The organism is Marinobacter sp. 1-3A, assembly GCF_016597775.1.
GTDB classification, from domain to species: domain Bacteria; phylum Pseudomonadota; class Gammaproteobacteria; order Pseudomonadales; family Oleiphilaceae; genus Marinobacter; species Marinobacter xiaoshiensis.
In genome coordinates this window covers 17,801-32,011 of the sequence record NZ_VCGZ01000012.1, presented here as the reverse complement: position 1 = coordinate 32,011, position 14,211 = coordinate 17,801, and the positions used below count along the sequence as shown (strand labels likewise).

The 14,211-nt window shown below is 53.4% G+C and carries 11 protein-coding genes; 10 read left to right on the top strand and 1 reads right to left on the bottom strand.

Annotated elements, in window-relative coordinates:
- Positions 1–7: 7 nt before the first annotated feature.
- From lpdA to rluB, 7 genes are all read left to right on the top strand, one after another.
- Complete coding sequence (gene lpdA / locus FE848_RS16535) at positions 8–1,450, top strand: dihydrolipoyl dehydrogenase (RefSeq protein WP_200204956.1); 1,443 nt, start codon at positions 8–10, stop codon at positions 1,448–1,450.
- 194 nt (positions 1,451–1,644) lie between these two features.
- Positions 1,645–2,811 carry an ADP-forming succinate--CoA ligase subunit beta gene (gene sucC, locus FE848_RS16530; protein ID WP_200204955.1) on the top strand — a complete coding sequence of 389 codons (1,167 nt, stop codon included), beginning with the start codon at positions 1,645–1,647 and terminating at the stop codon, positions 2,809–2,811.
- Positions 2,811–3,683: a succinate--CoA ligase subunit alpha gene (sucD, locus tag FE848_RS16525; protein WP_200204954.1), complete on the top strand. Its 873-nt coding sequence runs from the start codon at positions 2,811–2,813 to the stop codon at positions 3,681–3,683. Before sucC ends, sucD begins: the two co-directional genes overlap by 1 nt.
- A gap of 119 nt (positions 3,684–3,802) precedes the next feature.
- Positions 3,803–5,017, top strand: a complete 1,215-nt coding sequence (locus tag FE848_RS16520; protein ID WP_200204953.1) for a tryptophan--tRNA ligase — start codon at positions 3,803–3,805, stop codon at positions 5,015–5,017.
- Complete coding sequence (locus tag FE848_RS16515) at positions 5,010–5,801, top strand: segregation and condensation protein A (RefSeq protein ID WP_200205024.1); 792 nt, start codon at positions 5,010–5,012, stop codon at positions 5,799–5,801. The genes FE848_RS16520 and FE848_RS16515 overlap by 8 nt, the downstream gene beginning before the upstream one ends.
- A gap of 45 nt (positions 5,802–5,846) precedes the next feature.
- A complete protein-coding gene (scpB, locus tag FE848_RS16510) occupies positions 5,847–6,488 on the top strand; it encodes an SMC-Scp complex subunit ScpB (protein ID WP_200204952.1) in 642 nt (213 codons plus the stop codon).
- Between the two features lie 39 nt (positions 6,489–6,527).
- Positions 6,528–7,541, top strand: a complete 1,014-nt coding sequence (rluB, locus tag FE848_RS16505; RefSeq protein WP_200204951.1) for a 23S rRNA pseudouridine(2605) synthase RluB — start codon at positions 6,528–6,530, stop codon at positions 7,539–7,541.
- 43 nt (positions 7,542–7,584) lie between these two features.
- Here rluB and FE848_RS18930 read toward each other — a convergent pair whose 3' ends face one another.
- Entirely contained in the window at positions 7,585–8,511 is a 927-nt protein-coding gene (locus FE848_RS18930) for a GGDEF domain-containing protein (protein WP_200204950.1), read from the bottom strand.
- 290 nt (positions 8,512–8,801) lie between these two features.
- Between FE848_RS18930 and FE848_RS16495 the strand changes: the two genes are divergently transcribed.
- The 3 genes from FE848_RS16495 to zipA all read left to right on the top strand — a co-directional run bounded on the left by FE848_RS16495 (position 8,802) and on the right by zipA (position 14,157).
- On the top strand, positions 8,802–9,488 hold the full coding sequence (locus FE848_RS16495) for a GntR family transcriptional regulator (protein WP_200204949.1): 687 nt from the start codon (positions 8,802–8,804) through the stop codon (positions 9,486–9,488).
- A 1-nt stretch (position 9,489) separates the two neighbouring features.
- The gene (smc, locus tag FE848_RS16490) at positions 9,490–12,984 is read left to right on the top strand and encodes a chromosome segregation protein SMC (RefSeq protein ID WP_200204948.1); all 3,495 of its coding nucleotides are present in this window, start codon (positions 9,490–9,492) and stop codon (positions 12,982–12,984) included.
- A gap of 147 nt (positions 12,985–13,131) precedes the next feature.
- Positions 13,132–14,157, top strand: a complete 1,026-nt coding sequence (gene zipA, locus FE848_RS16485) for a cell division protein ZipA (RefSeq protein ID WP_200204947.1) — start codon at positions 13,132–13,134, stop codon at positions 14,155–14,157.
- Positions 14,158–14,211: the final 54 nt, after the last annotated feature.

Here is a 14,211-nt window from a genome sequence, read left to right as displayed (position 1 = left end):
ATTAACTATGTCTGATAAGTACGACGTAATTGTTATTGGCGCGGGCCCTGGTGGCTATGTTGCTGCCATTAAAGCGGCTCAGCTAGGCCTCAAAACCGCATGTGTAGAGTCGTGGAGTTCCAGTGATGGCAAGAGCCAGGTGCTTGGTGGAACCTGCCTTAACGTAGGTTGTATTCCATCCAAGGCATTGCTTGAGATTTCTCACAAGTTTGAGGAAGCGAGCCACGACTACGAAATGCAGGGCATCATCGCTAAAGATGTCAAAATTGACGTCACCAAGATGATGGAGCGCAAGAGCGGCATTGTTAAGCAGCTAACAGGCGGTATCGCCGGGCTGTTCAAGGCTAACGGAGTGACCTCTATCCATGGTCACGGCAAGCTTCTGGCCAATCGTCAGGTCGAAGTCACGGATAGCGACGGCAAGACAAAAACCTACGAAGCTGAGAACGTTATTATTGCTACCGGCTCCAAGCCCATCGAGATACCACCGGCTCCAATGACGGAAGGGTATATCGTGGATTCTGAAGGTGCCCTGGAGTTCGATGAAGTTCCAAAACGTTTGGGCATTATCGGTGCTGGCGTTATCGGGCTTGAGTTGGGCAGCGTTTGGGCACGTCTGGGCTCCGAAGTCACTGTTCTGGAAGCTCAAGACACCTTCCTGCCAGCGGTTGATCAGCAGATTGCAAAAGATGCGCTGAAACAGTTCCGCAAGCAGGGCCTGAATATCGTCATGGGTGGCCGTGTAACCGGCGCCGAGGTCAAGCGCAAGCTGGTTAACGTGAGCTACGAAGACAGCAAGGGTAAGCAGGAACTGAAGGTTGACAAGTTGATTGTTGCCGTTGGCCGTCGACCCTTTACAGACAATCTGCTGGCAGCAGATTCCGGCGTAAACATGGATGAGCGCGGCTTCATCTTTGTTGATGAAAAGTGCAAAACCGAAGCGCCGGGTGTTTGGGCTGTAGGTGATGTAGTGCGCGGCCCGATGCTGGCACACAAAGCCTCGGAAGAGGGTGTAATGGTTGCGGAGCGCATCGCTGGTCAAAAGCCCCAGGTAAATTACGACTGCATTCCTAACGTTATCTACACCTCGCCGGAAGTGGCCTGGGTTGGTAAAACGGAAGAGCAGCTCAAGACTGAAGGTGAAGCCTACAAGGTTGGTACTTTCCCATTTGCAGCGAACGGTCGTGCAATGGCTGCAAACGCCGCCTCTGGTATGGTGAAGATTATCGCCGACGAGAAAACTGATCGAATTCTTGGTTTCCACGTTGTGGGGCCACAGGCATCTGAAATTGTTGCCCAGGGCGTTATCGCCATGGAATTCGGTTCCAGTGCAGAAGATCTGGCGCTGACCTGTTTTGCACATCCGACTCTTTCCGAGTCTGTGCATGAGGCAGCTCTGGCAGTCAACGGTGGTGCGATTCACATCGCGAACCGTCGCAAAAAGAAGTAACGCAAAACAGGAAGGAGGGGCGTCCGTAATGGCGCCCCTTTATTATAAAAAGACAGATTTCCGTTTGCGATCGTGGTGAGCTGAGGTGATCCCCTGCTCATCGAACAGAATTCGCGTTTAAGGCTCCTCCTGTGGGGAGTGGCGAGTTCACTTCCGTACGTGGTTATCCTCCATCAAAAAGCGGGACACTAACTATGAATTTGCATGAATATCAGGGCAAGCAGCTTTTCGCTGAATATGGCCTGCCCGTATCCCAAGGCATTGCCTGTGATACTCCGAAAGATGCGGTTGCAGCCGCAGATGAAATTGGCGGCAATGCGTGGGTGGTCAAAGCCCAGGTTCACGCGGGTGGCCGTGGTAAGGCTGGCGGCGTAAAGCTGGTCAAGAGCAAAGACGAAATTCGCGAGTTTGCTGAAAAGTGGCTGGGTAAGAACCTGGTAACCTACCAGACAGACGAAAACGGCCAGCCAGTCAGCAAAATTCTGGTTGAATCCCTGACTGATATTGATCAGGAGCTTTATCTGGGCGCGGTTGTCGATCGCGCATCCCGTCGTATTGTGTTCATGGCGTCCACTGAAGGTGGAGTCGAGATTGAGACGGTTGCAGAGGAAACGCCGGAAAAAATCCTGAGAGCTGAGATCGATCCACTGGTTGGAGCACAGCCATTCCAGGGCCGCGAGTTGGCATTCAAACTTGGGCTTGAAGGCAAGCAAATCGGTCAGTTCACCAAGATTTTCATGGGTCTGGCGAAATTGTTTGAAGACCGTGACCTGGCTCTTCTGGAAATCAACCCGCTGGTTATCACTCCAGCCGGTGACTTGCACTGTCTGGATGCCAAGATTGGTGTTGACGGCAACGCACTGTACCGCCAGAAAAAGATTCAGGAAATGCACGATCCTTCCCAGGAAGATCCCCGTGAAGCCGAAGCAGCTAAGTGGGAGCTCAACTATGTAGCACTGGATGGAAACATCGGCTGCATGGTTAACGGTGCGGGCCTGGCGATGGGCACCATGGATATCATCAAATTGTCTGGTGGTGAGCCGGCAAACTTCCTTGACGTTGGCGGCGGTGCAACCAAAGAGCGCGTTACCGAAGCGTTCAAGATCATCTTGTCTGACGACGCAGTACAAGCCGTTCTGGTAAACATTTTCGGTGGTATTGTCCGTTGTGACATGATCGCTGAAGGCATTATTGGTGCGGTCAAGGAAGTGGGCGTCAAGGTTCCTGTGGTTGTGCGCCTTGAAGGCAACAACGCTGAAAAAGGCACCAAGGTACTTGCCGAAAGTGGCCTGAACATTATCGCCGCCACCAGTCTGGCGGATGCTGCAGAGCAAGTTGTTAAAGCCGCAGGGGGTAAATAATGAGCATCCTGATCAATAAAGACACCAAGGTTATCTGCCAGGGCTTTACTGGCGCACAGGGTACCTTTCACTCTGAACAGGCTATCGAGTACGGCACCAAAATGGTTGGTGGCGTTAGCCCGGGTAAGGGCGGTACTGAGCACTTGGGCTTGCCAGTATTCAATACTGTTCGCGAAGCAGTAGAAAAAACCGGAGCCGAAGCTACCGTGATCTACGTTCCTGCTCCGTTCTGTAAGGATGCGATCATTGAAGCGGCAGATGCCGGTATTGAGCTGATTGTTTGCATCACAGAAGGCATTCCGACCATCGACATGCTCTACGCCAAAGAATACGTTGATCGTAAAGGCGTTCGCATGATCGGTCCTAACTGCCCAGGTGTTATCACCCCGGGTGAGTGCAAGATCGGTATTATGCCAGGCCATATTCACAAGCCAGGCAAGGTGGGTATTGTATCCCGTTCCGGCACCCTGACTTACGAAGCGGTCAAGCAGACCACAGACTTCGGCTACGGCCAGTCTACCTGCGTAGGCATTGGTGGCGACCCGATTCCAGGCTCCAACTTCATCGATATCCTCGCACTGCTGCAGAATGACCCGCAGACTGAAGCGATTGTGATGATTGGTGAAATTGGCGGTACTGCTGAAGAAGAAGCGGCTGCCTTCATCAAGGAAAACGTCACTAAGCCAGTGGTTGCCTACATTGCCGGTGTTACAGCACCTCCGGGCAAGCGTATGGGCCACGCCGGTGCCATCATCTCTGGTGGTAAGGGCACAGCAGACGAGAAATTCGCGGCTTTGAACGATGCCGGTGTGAAAACTGTGCGCAGTTTGGCCGATATTGGTAAGGCTCTGAAGGAAGTAACTGGCTGGTAAGTTGGTTTCTTTCATGAAAACCCCCGTTTCTGTTCTGCAGAGCGGGGGTTTTTTATTTATAATGCCGGGTCGTCTGATCTAGTATGGGCGAATCCCATTCAAAAGAAGGAGTTTGTGCTTTGAGTTCAGTAGAGTCCCAGCAACGGGTTTTGTCCGGTATGCGTCCGACCGGCAAGCTTCATCTAGGTCATTACCATGGTGTTCTGAAAAACTGGGTGAAACTCCAGCACGAATTTGAGTGCTTCTTCTTTATCGCCGACTGGCACGCCCTGACAACGCAATACGATGATCCATCCGGCATAGAGCAAAGCGTGTGGGATATGGTGGTTGACTGGTTAGCGGCAGGGGTAAACCCCGGCTCATCCACCATGTTCATCCAGTCTCAGGTGCCTGAACACGCAGAACTGCACCTGCTGTTGTCCATGATTACCCCGCTGGGCTGGTTGGAGCGTATTCCCACCTACAAGGATCAGCAGGAAAAGCTGCGGGAAAAAGACCTGGCAACCTATGGTTTCCTGGGATACCCGCTGCTGCAGACCGCCGACATTCTGATGTACCGCGCAGGCAAGGTGCCTGTAGGTGCAGATCAGGTGTCCCATGTGGAAATCACCCGCGAAGTTGCACGTCGGTTTAATCATCTTTATGGCCGCGAACCCGGTTTTGAAGACCAGGCCGAGTCGGCCATCGTGAAGATGGGTAAGAAAAACGCCAAGCTCTACCGAACCCTCAAGAAACGGTATCAGGAAGAGGGCGACATGGAGGCTCTCGAAACTGCCCGTGCATTACTCATGGAGCAGCAGAATATCTCCCTTGGTGATCGTGAGCGCCTTTACGGTTTTATCGAAGGTGGCGGAAAGATCATATTGCCTGAGCCGCAGCCGCTTTTAACACCGGATTCGAAAATGCCGGGGCTCGACGGCCAAAAAATGTCCAAATCCTATAACAACTACATTGGGCTGCGGGAAGATCCGGATACCGTGGCACAGAAAATCCGTACCATGCAGACCGACCCCCAGCGAGTGCGTCGCACTGACCCGGGCGAACCTGAAAAATGCCCGGTTTGGGGCCTGCACAAAGTGTATTCCGATGAAGCCACCAAAGAGTGGGTTCAAACGGGCTGTCGCAGTGCCGGCATAGGGTGCCTGGACTGCAAAAAGCCACTGATTGATGCGATTGTCGAAGAGCAGCGCCCCATACGCGAGCGAGCCCTTGAATACGAAAGCAGCCCTGATCTTGTGCACTCCATTTTGCAGGAAGGGCGTGAGCACGCGCGCGACGCTGCAAGAGACACGCTGGACGAAGTCCGGGCAGCTATGGGATTGAGCTATCGCTAAGCCAGATCAGGCTCCATTAGCGCGGGTATCGGGGAAGGAGGTTGTTGACCTTCCCAGTGATCTGTATATCCCGCCGGATGCCCTTGCGGTATTTCTTGAGGCTTTTGAAGGCCCTCTTGATCTATTGCTCTATCTCATACGGCGCCAGAATATGGACATTCTGGACATAGACGTAAGCGAGATAACCCGGCAGTACATGGAATATATTGGCGCCGTTGACGCCATGCGCTTCGAGCTGGCGGCAGAGTATCTTGTGATGGCGGCAACGCTTGCGGAGATCAAGTCCCGCATGCTGTTACCACGGCACGAGGCCGAGGAAGACGACGAACTGGATCCCCGAGCGGAGCTCATTCGCCGACTGCAACAATACGAGCGTTTCAAAAAAGCGGCTGAAGATATTGATACTTTGCCTCGCATGGAGCGCGACACGTTTCCTGTGTCTGCCTCCTTGCCGAAGCTTCCCTCAAGTCAGGCGCATCCGGATGTTGATATGCGAGATCTGCTTCTTGCCTTGCAGGGAGTGCTGAATCGGGCCGATCTTTTTACCAGTCACCATGTTGAACGGGAAAGGCTGTCCACCCGCGAGCGAATGTCGGCTATCTTGTCGGTGTTGCGGGATGATCAGTTTGTTACCTTCCAGAGCCTGTTTACCATCGAAGAAGGGCGGTTAGGCGTGGTAGTGACATTTCTGGCAACCCTGGAGCTGGTGAAGGAGCAATTGATTGAAGTGGTTCAGGCAGAAGTGCTGGGCCAGATTCACGTGCGGGCGCGAGCGGCACGCTAGAAGGTATCGTAGTGGAAAGCGGTACAGAGAAGACGGATAGCCATCATGAATGAAGAAAACCTCGCTAGAATTCAGGCGATAGCCGAGGCAGCGTTGCTTGCCGCGGGCAAACCTCTGACTCTGGACCAGCTACGAGAGCTGTTCGCAGAGGATGAGCGTCCGGCCCGGCAGGTTATGGAGCACGTTATGATGCTCTTGGGCAATGCCTGTGAAGGCCGCGGTTTCGAACTGCGCAAGGTCGCCAGCGGCTATCGCCTGCAGATTCGTGAGGAATTCGCGCCTTGGGTCAGTCGCCTTTTTGAGGAGAAACCCCAGCGCTACTCCCGTGCGTTATTGGAAACTCTCGCCCTGATTGCCTATCGCCAGCCAATAACTCGCGGTGAGATTGAAGATATCCGCGGTGTTGCGGTAAGCAGCAATATCATTCGTACCTTACTTGAGCGAGAGTGGGTCCGTATTGTTGGGCATCGGGATGTTCCTGGTCGACCGGCCATGTATGCGACAACCCGTCAATTTCTCGACTATTTCAATCTTTCCGGCCTGGGTGAATTGCCACCTTTGTCTGAAATCCGGGATCTGGAAGAAATCGGACGGGAAATTGAAAAGAATATACAGGCTGAGATCGAGTTTGATGCAACATCAACCCAGCCCGCTGGCGATAACCCGCCAGACCAGACATTTCACTGATACCATTCGGGTATCAGTCAGCGATTAAGGATTAAGTTCATGGCGTCAGAACGCCCCGGAAGAAAAGCAAAACCGGCCGCAGATACGGCTATTAATGAAGAGCCAGAGCGGATTCAAAAGCTGCTGGCTCGAGCTGGTGTGGGCTCACGCCGCGAAATAGAAGGCTGGATGGAATCCGGGCGGCTTATTGTGAATGGCGAGCCTGCAGTGCCGGGCCAGAAAGCTACAGTAAGTGATAGCTTTGAGCTGGATGGAAAACGACTGGATGTTGCAGCAGCGGCTGTTACGGTGCGCCGGGTTCTTATTTATAACAAGCCTGAGGGCGAGGTAACTACCCGCAAGGACCCTGAGGGGCGGCCAACGGTTTTTGACCGTCTGCCAAGGCTGAAGGATAACCGCTGGATATCTATTGGTCGTTTGGATATCAACACCACAGGTCTGGTGCTGTTCACCACAGATGGTGAGTTGGCCAATCGCCTTATGCACCCCTCTAGCCAGATTGATCGGGAATACGCTGTCAGGGTGTTCGGTGAGGTTGATGACGACATGATAGCGCGCCTGATGGCGGGCGTTTTGCTCGAAGATGGTATGGCAAAGTTCAGCGATATCAGCCAGGCAGGTGGAAGCGGGATAAACCGCTGGTTCCACGTTACACTTCTTGAAGGTCGCAACCGTGAGGTTCGTCGTTTATGGGAGTCCCAGGGGGTGCGGGTAAGCCGGCTTAAGCGGGTGCGCTATGGCCCTGTTTTCCTGCCTAGCCGACTAACGCTCGGAAAGTGGGAGGAGCTGGACCAGAAGGCAGTTGATACCCTTAGTAAGACAGTTGGGCTTGCCTCGGTCGATATACCTCAGAAAACTCCGGATGAGCAGGCAGCGCATGAGCGGCAGAGAAGAAAAAGCCCTGGGGGCGGTGGCAAGAAGCCCGGAACTCGGCGCTGGGATGTCAGTGATACCAAGCCTGCGCGCAGCGGTGGCTCTGATAAGGCCCGTGGCGGTGCCGGAAAGCCGCAAAGAGGGACTGGCAGACCTCGTAAATCCCATTCCGACAAATAAGACCTGAAGTCGAATAGTCTGGTTGCCTCACGGCCCAGACTATTCAGCCAATGGTTGCAAACACTCTGGTACAGTTCCGGCCCTGGGCTTTCGCCCTGTAAAGCGCTTCATCCGCGCGGGCTATCCACTGGCTTGCGCCTTCTTCGGCCAGGTGTCTTGCTACACCGCAGCTGATGGTTACGGATAGATCTGTGCCGCCACAATCTATCGTGATGTTGGCGACAGCCGTTCGTACACGGTCGGCAACATCTCGCGCTTCCTGCTCACCTGTGTGTGGTAACAAAATCGCAAACTCTTCACCACCAAACCGGTAAACGCTGTCTGAGTTTCTGATGGCGTTTTCAATTGCTTCTGCAGTCAGTTTCAACAGATGATCGCCAACTACGTGGCCATGCTGGTCGTTTACAGCTTTGAAATGATCCAGATCGCAAAGAATCAGCGTGTATTCTTCGCCATGTCGGTCGGATAGCAAGCTTGCACGCTGAAGGTGTTCGTCAAGCGCGCGCTTGTTGGGAATTGATGTGAGTGCATCTGTCAGGGCTGCTTGCTCGATTGCAATATATTGGCAGGCATTGCGAAGCGGAAATATAGCGGCACTGATTATCATCTCGATGGCTTGAAGCTCATCATCTGAAAATTTCTTACGGCGGTTCAACGTCAGAGTGCCATAAAATACACCTTCCAGATTAAGGCGATATTCGCACCTGTGCGGGCCACCCATACCAGTGGCAAACACAAAGTCACGGTGAGCGATTTTATGGCGATAGCTCAGGGCGTCGAACGGGATAACACTGTCCAGCTCCTCGGCCAGAATTGCCAACTGAGTCTCCAGGGATAGAGTGGTAGAGAGACGGCGCGTCAGCTTTGTGAGCGGATCGGGGCTGTTTGACCATCCCTGGAACGCCTGCCTGATTGCAGCCAGGTCTATGGGCTGCGTGGTGGTTCGTTTTATCGACGGTGTGTATTTCACTTGGGCTCACTCGCTGGCAAAGAGTATCAATGCTTTGGGGTGGTTAAAGCACTGTTCGTGCCCAAGTGTTTTTTATACATTATAAACAATGGCGTAAGAGATAACTTTAAGCCAGTTTGGTTGCTGGGTTTGTGGAGGTATAGCGAAGCGTCAAAAATACGGCAAGCCTCTTCCTGCACTAGCGCATGCCTGAATAAAATGCCTGTTCAAGAGGGGTGGGGATGTAGAATCCCTGTGGTAAACTCACGTGCTTAAGAACGCCCCATTTTCAGAAGTGAGCACCATTTCGTATGACGTTTCAGGCCCCAGAGAGTCTTTCCGAACAGATCGCCCAGCATTTAGGGCAACGGATTGTTACACGGGATCTGAAGCCTGGTAGCCGCATTCAGGAGCTGAAGGTTGCCAGCGATCTTAGCGTCAGTAGGGGGTCTGTGCGCGAAGCCTTGTTGATTCTTGAGCGAAGGCACCTGGTTGAGATATTTCCACGCCGTGGTGCAGTCGTCTCCAGCCTGACAGTGTCCAGTGTCAACAACCTTTATGATATTTACATTAACCTGCTCTGCATGCTCGGGCGCAAACTTGTTGAACGCTGGACAGGTAACGCTGAGTTGGGTGGCATTCTGGGGCGGGTGCGAGAGGTTGAGGCCATAGCGCGAGCTGTTAACTCGACAGGACCAGATGCCGCGGAAAAGGTGATTGAAGCGGGCTTTGAGGTCATGCTTTATGCCTACAGACTGGTAGAGAATCCGTTTCTGGAAGAAACTCTGGAGAACTTTCGGCCGGCAATCAGTCGCACCTATTTTGTTGCACTTGAGAACTTTCGGGGCGGGATAGGGCAAACCGCCGTCTTTTTTCAACAGCTTGGCGAGGCCGCGCTGAGTGGTGATGCAGACCGTTTAGAGTCTGCAATACAGGCATTTGGCGAGCACCAGCGCCAACAGGTCCTGAGTATTCTCATGGAGGAGGAGAGCGCGTGACATGCGCCTGAAGTCCATCAAGCTTGCGGGATTCAAGTCATTCGTTGATCCCACTACCGTACCTTTCCCTACCAACCTGACTGCAGTAGTCGGGCCTAATGGCTGTGGTAAATCCAATATTATTGACGCCGTTCGGTGGGTAATGGGGGAGAGCTCCGCCAAGTACCTCCGTGGCGAATCCATGACTGACGTTATCTTTAATGGCTCCAGCTCCCGTAAACCGGTTGGGCAGGCGTCTATCGAACTGGTATTCGATAACACAGATGGCTCTGCACCTGGCGAATTTGCGCGCTTTAACGAGATTTCCGTTCGGCGCAGAGTGTCCCGGGAAGGCCAGTCTGAGTATTTCCTGAACGGCACGAAATGTCGACGCCGCGATATTACTGATCTGTTCCTTGGCACCGGCCTTGGTCCTCGAAGCTATGCCATCATTGAACAAGGTATGATTTCACGGCTGATTGAAGCCAAGCCGGAAGAGCTTCGAGTTTATATCGAGGAAGCTGCAGGCATTTCAAAATACAAGGAGCGGCGCCGCGAAACGGAAAACAGAATGCGGCGCACCCAGGAAAACCTTGAGCGCCTCACCGATCTTCGTGAAGAGCTGGGCCGGCAGTTACAGCACCTTGAGCGACAAGCTGCCGCTGCAGAAAAATACAAAGTCTACAAGCAGGAGGAGCGCCAGAAAAAAGCCGAACTTACGGTTCTGCGCTGGCAAGCCCTCGATAATGATCTTCAATCCTGGCGTAGCAAAATCCGCGACACAGAGCTGGAGCTTGAAAAGCAGCTTACTGAACGCATCAACCTTGAAACGTCCCTTGAGTCCCTTCGTGACAGCCACCACGAGCGCACAGAGCATTTTAATCGTGCTCAGGCTCGCTATTACGAGGCTGGCGCCGATATTGCCCGCATTGAGCAGAGCCTTGAACATCAGCGGGAGCGCAGCCGGCAGACAGCAATGGAACTGGATCAGGCCATGGCCAACCAGCGTGAGCTCACTCGCGAGCTGAGCCAGGACGAAGACAAACTGTCTGCTATCCGCGAAGAGCTGGAAATGATTGAGCCTGAGCAGGAAGCCCTCGCTATCCGTTCGGAGGAATCGGGAGAGAAGCTTCAACTGGCGGAAGATGCCATGAGCGAATGGCAGCAGCGATGGGAGGAGTTCAGCTCACGGTCTGCCGATGCTCGCCGTGAGGCAGAGCTTGCCCAGTCACGCATCAAATCCCTTGAGGAAGCTATAGATCAACTTCTTGCCCGTCAGCGCAAACTTCAGGAAGAGCAGGCGCAGCTGGACGGCCAGATTGATCGGGATGAACTCCAGGAATTCCAGGAGCAGCAGGAAGCACTGGCGCTGCAGCGGGAGGAAATGACAGAGCGCATTGAGGCGGAACAGGATGAGTTGCAGCATGCCCGGCAGGCTCAGCGCGATACTGAGCAAAGCCTGACAGAAGTCCGGCAGCGGGTTCAAAGTTTGCAGGCTGCACTTGAATCCCAGCAGTCGCTCCTGGATGAGCAAATGGGCGGGCAGAATGATACGCTGCAGGCGTGGCTGGCAGAGCACAGGCTTAGTGATCTGCCACGTGTTGCGGCCGAGCTGCGAATAGATGATGGCTGGGAGTTTGCGGTAGAGCAGGCCATTGGTCGCCTGAGTCAGGGGCTTTTGGTACCAGAGATCAAGCCTGTTTCAACGGCCTTGCAGAGTGCGCCAAAAGGCCTTGCTTTAATCGAGGCAGGTACTGGGGGCAATGCACCCGTTTATAGCCTTGCAGCTAAAGCGAAAGGGGTCTCTGCGGTAACCGTCATGCTGGCGGACATCCACGTTGCCGACACTCTTGAGGAGGCCTTGTCGCAGAGGTTGGAGCTGGCTGAAGGGCGCAGCATCATTACCCGTGAAGGTGTGTGGGTGGCGAAGGATTGGGTGTTGATGCCTGATTCTGATGTCAGTCAGATTGGCGTTATCGAGCGGCAAAAGAAAGTTGACGAGCTGACGGAGCAACTGGCTCAGGCAGAGCACTCCTTGGAAGAGGTGCTTGCTCGATATGAAGCGCTACAGGAGCGGACAGAGCGGGCAGAAGCTGCAAGAGACGATGCTCAGGCGCAGCTAAGCGAAACTGATCGTGAGCTCAGCCTGGTCGTGTCCAGAATCAGTGGTCTTCGTGCCCGTGCGGAGCAGATTGATGCTCGGCTTGCACGAATTCAGGAGGATGCGTCGGATGTGGCGCTGAACCTCGAAGGCCAGCAGGAAAATCTCGGCATTGCCCGTGAAGAATGGCAGCAGGCGCTAGAGCAGGCCGAAGACGGTGATGACGAAAAAGAACGCCTTCTCGAGCAGCGCGACTTGCTCAGAGAAAAGCTTGATGGACTGCGCCAGGAAGCCCGTCATGATCGTGATCATGCCCATCAGTTGCAATTACAACTGCAAACCCTGAGCAGCCAGCGGGATGGATTGAGCCAGACGATAGACCGCATGCAGCTGCAGAAAGAACGGTTGGAAGAACGGCTTGAAATGCTCAGAGAGTCCCGGGAAAGCGCGGAAGAACCCGTGGAAGATCTGCAAATGCAGCTTGAAGGGCTGCTGGATCGACGGCTTGCGGAAGAGGAAAAGCTTGGAGCGGCCCGTGATGCCTTGGAAGAAATCGATCGCGAAGTACGGGTAAAAGAGCAGGGCAGAAGTGGCACCGATCACCGGGTGCAGGACGTTCGTAGCAGGTTGGAAAAGCTGAAAATGGAATCTCAGGCTCTCGAGATCCGGGCGGGTAATCACATAGAGCAGCTTGAAGAGCTGGATGTGAAGTTGCAGGAAATATTGCCGCAACTGCCGGAAGGCGCCACCCAGGATGAATGGGCAGAAGAGCTGGAAAAAATTGGTAATCGTATTCAGCGGCTTGGTGCCATTAACCTTGCGGCGATTGATGAGTATCAGGTGCAGAGCGAGCGTAAGACCTACCTCGACAGCCAGCATGACGATCTGACCGAAGCACTGGATATTCTCGATACTGCGATTCGCAAAATCGATCGGGAAACCCGTCAGCGCTTCAAGGAAACGTTTGATCAAGTGAATGCAGGCCTCCAGGCATTGTTCCCGAAGGTATTTGGTGGTGGCAACGCTTATCTGGAACTGACAGGTGAAGACCTCCTGGAAACGGGAGTGGCGATCATGGCGCGCCCGCCAGGCAAGAAAAACAGCACCATCCACTTGCTTTCAGGTGGAGAGAAGGCGCTCACGGCCATTGCGTTGGTATTCTCGATTTTTCAGCTTAACCCGGCGCCATTCTGTATGTTGGATGAAGTTGACGCCCCCCTGGATGATGCAAACGTTGGGCGTTATGCGAACCTGGTCAAGGAAATGTCAAAACAGGTACAATTTATATACATAACCCATAACAAGATTGCTATGGAAATGGCGGACCAGCTGATGGGGGTTACCATGCATGAACCCGGCTGTTCTCGCCTGGTTACTGTAGATGTGGAAGAGGCGGCCGCACTGGCTGAAGCCTGAAAACGTGTTGACCAGAAAACCGCCAAGAATGACAAAAAGGCCATGTGATGCGGCTTTGCGTTGTATTCATTACAGGCTTTTTTTAGAGTATCAACCGGGGCCCTTTATTCGCCCCCGGATCTGATCTGCAAACAGGACAGCAGCACTATGTCACTTAGGGAATGGTTAATTGCCATCGGCACCTTGGTTATCATCGCCATTGTTATCGACGGATTAAGGCGAATGCGTCGAGCCCGCAAAGAATCTATTGCGATTTCATCCGGTATGGGTGTTGATGACCTGAAAGAGTCACCGCTGGATGACTTCCATAATCCTGAGCTTCCCAACGGTGGGGCGAGGGCGATTTCAAAAGATACTTTGGAAGAACGTGGCTACGTGCGACGTGAAAAACCATCGCGCTTTCAGACAAAGCAACAGAAGCCAACACGACCTGTTCGGGAAACTTTTGCGGAAACTGAGTTTTCATCTGATGACACTTCATGGGAGCATAAGTCCCTCGAAGATAATGTAGATGACTGGGAACTGGAAAACACAGATGAAAGCCACGATGAAGTCAGGTTGTCGTCTGCTGAACTGGATGATGTAACTGCTGATACCGGTTGGGGGGCATCAGAGGAAGATTTGCCTGTTTCCGAGCCTGCTGATAGTCCGGTTATTGATGTTGAAGAAGATACCGCCCGTCGAGAACCGCAGAAAACAACCGGTACAGATCAGCCTTTGGCAGGAGCCAATCGCCCGGAAGCCCGTGAGGTTATCGTTATTAACGTGCTTGCTCGTCAGGGGGAAGAATTCAGCGGAAGCGCTTTGCAGAAATTGTTTGAAGCATGCGGCCTGGCTCACGGAGATATGGAAATTTATCATCGGCATGAGGCAGAAGATACCACCAGCCCCGTTCAATTCAGCGTCGCAAACGCCGTAGAGCCGGGCACGTTCAAACCGAATGACGTGGCGGCCATGACAACGCCCGGCATCAGCTTTTTTATGAGTATGCCTGGGCCAACCAATGCGCTTCAGGCCTTTGATTTTATGCATGAAACCGCCCAGTGTGTGGTTCGTAATCTTGGTGGTGAACTTAAAGATGAGCGGCGCAGCGTGATGACAGCCCAAACCATAGAGCATTGCCGGCAGCGCATACGTGAGTTTGAGCGCAAGCAGCAAACGCCACGCCACTGAGCCGGCCTGGAACAGAATTGAAATAACGATGCCCGGGCTTGTCCGGGCATTTTT

Bases quoted from the DNA above. Each gene is read 5' to 3' on its own strand.
- lpdA (WP_200204956.1), top strand. From the start codon at position 8: ATGTCTGATAAGTACGACGTAATTGTTATTGGCGCGGGCCCTGGTGGC.
- sucC (WP_200204955.1), top strand. From the start codon at position 1,645: ATGAATTTGCATGAATATCAGGGCAAGCAGCTTTTCGCTGAATATGGC.
- sucD (WP_200204954.1), top strand. From the start codon at position 2,811: ATGAGCATCCTGATCAATAAAGACACCAAGGTTATCTGCCAGGGCTTT.
- scpB (WP_200204952.1), top strand. From the start codon at position 5,847: ATGAATGAAGAAAACCTCGCTAGAATTCAGGCGATAGCCGAGGCAGCG.
- rluB (WP_200204951.1), top strand. From the start codon at position 6,528: ATGGCGTCAGAACGCCCCGGAAGAAAAGCAAAACCGGCCGCAGATACG.
- FE848_RS16495 (WP_200204949.1), top strand. From the start codon at position 8,802: ATGACGTTTCAGGCCCCAGAGAGTCTTTCCGAACAGATCGCCCAGCAT.
- smc (WP_200204948.1), top strand. From the start codon at position 9,490: ATGCGCCTGAAGTCCATCAAGCTTGCGGGATTCAAGTCATTCGTTGAT.
- zipA (WP_200204947.1), top strand. From the start codon at position 13,132: ATGTCACTTAGGGAATGGTTAATTGCCATCGGCACCTTGGTTATCATC.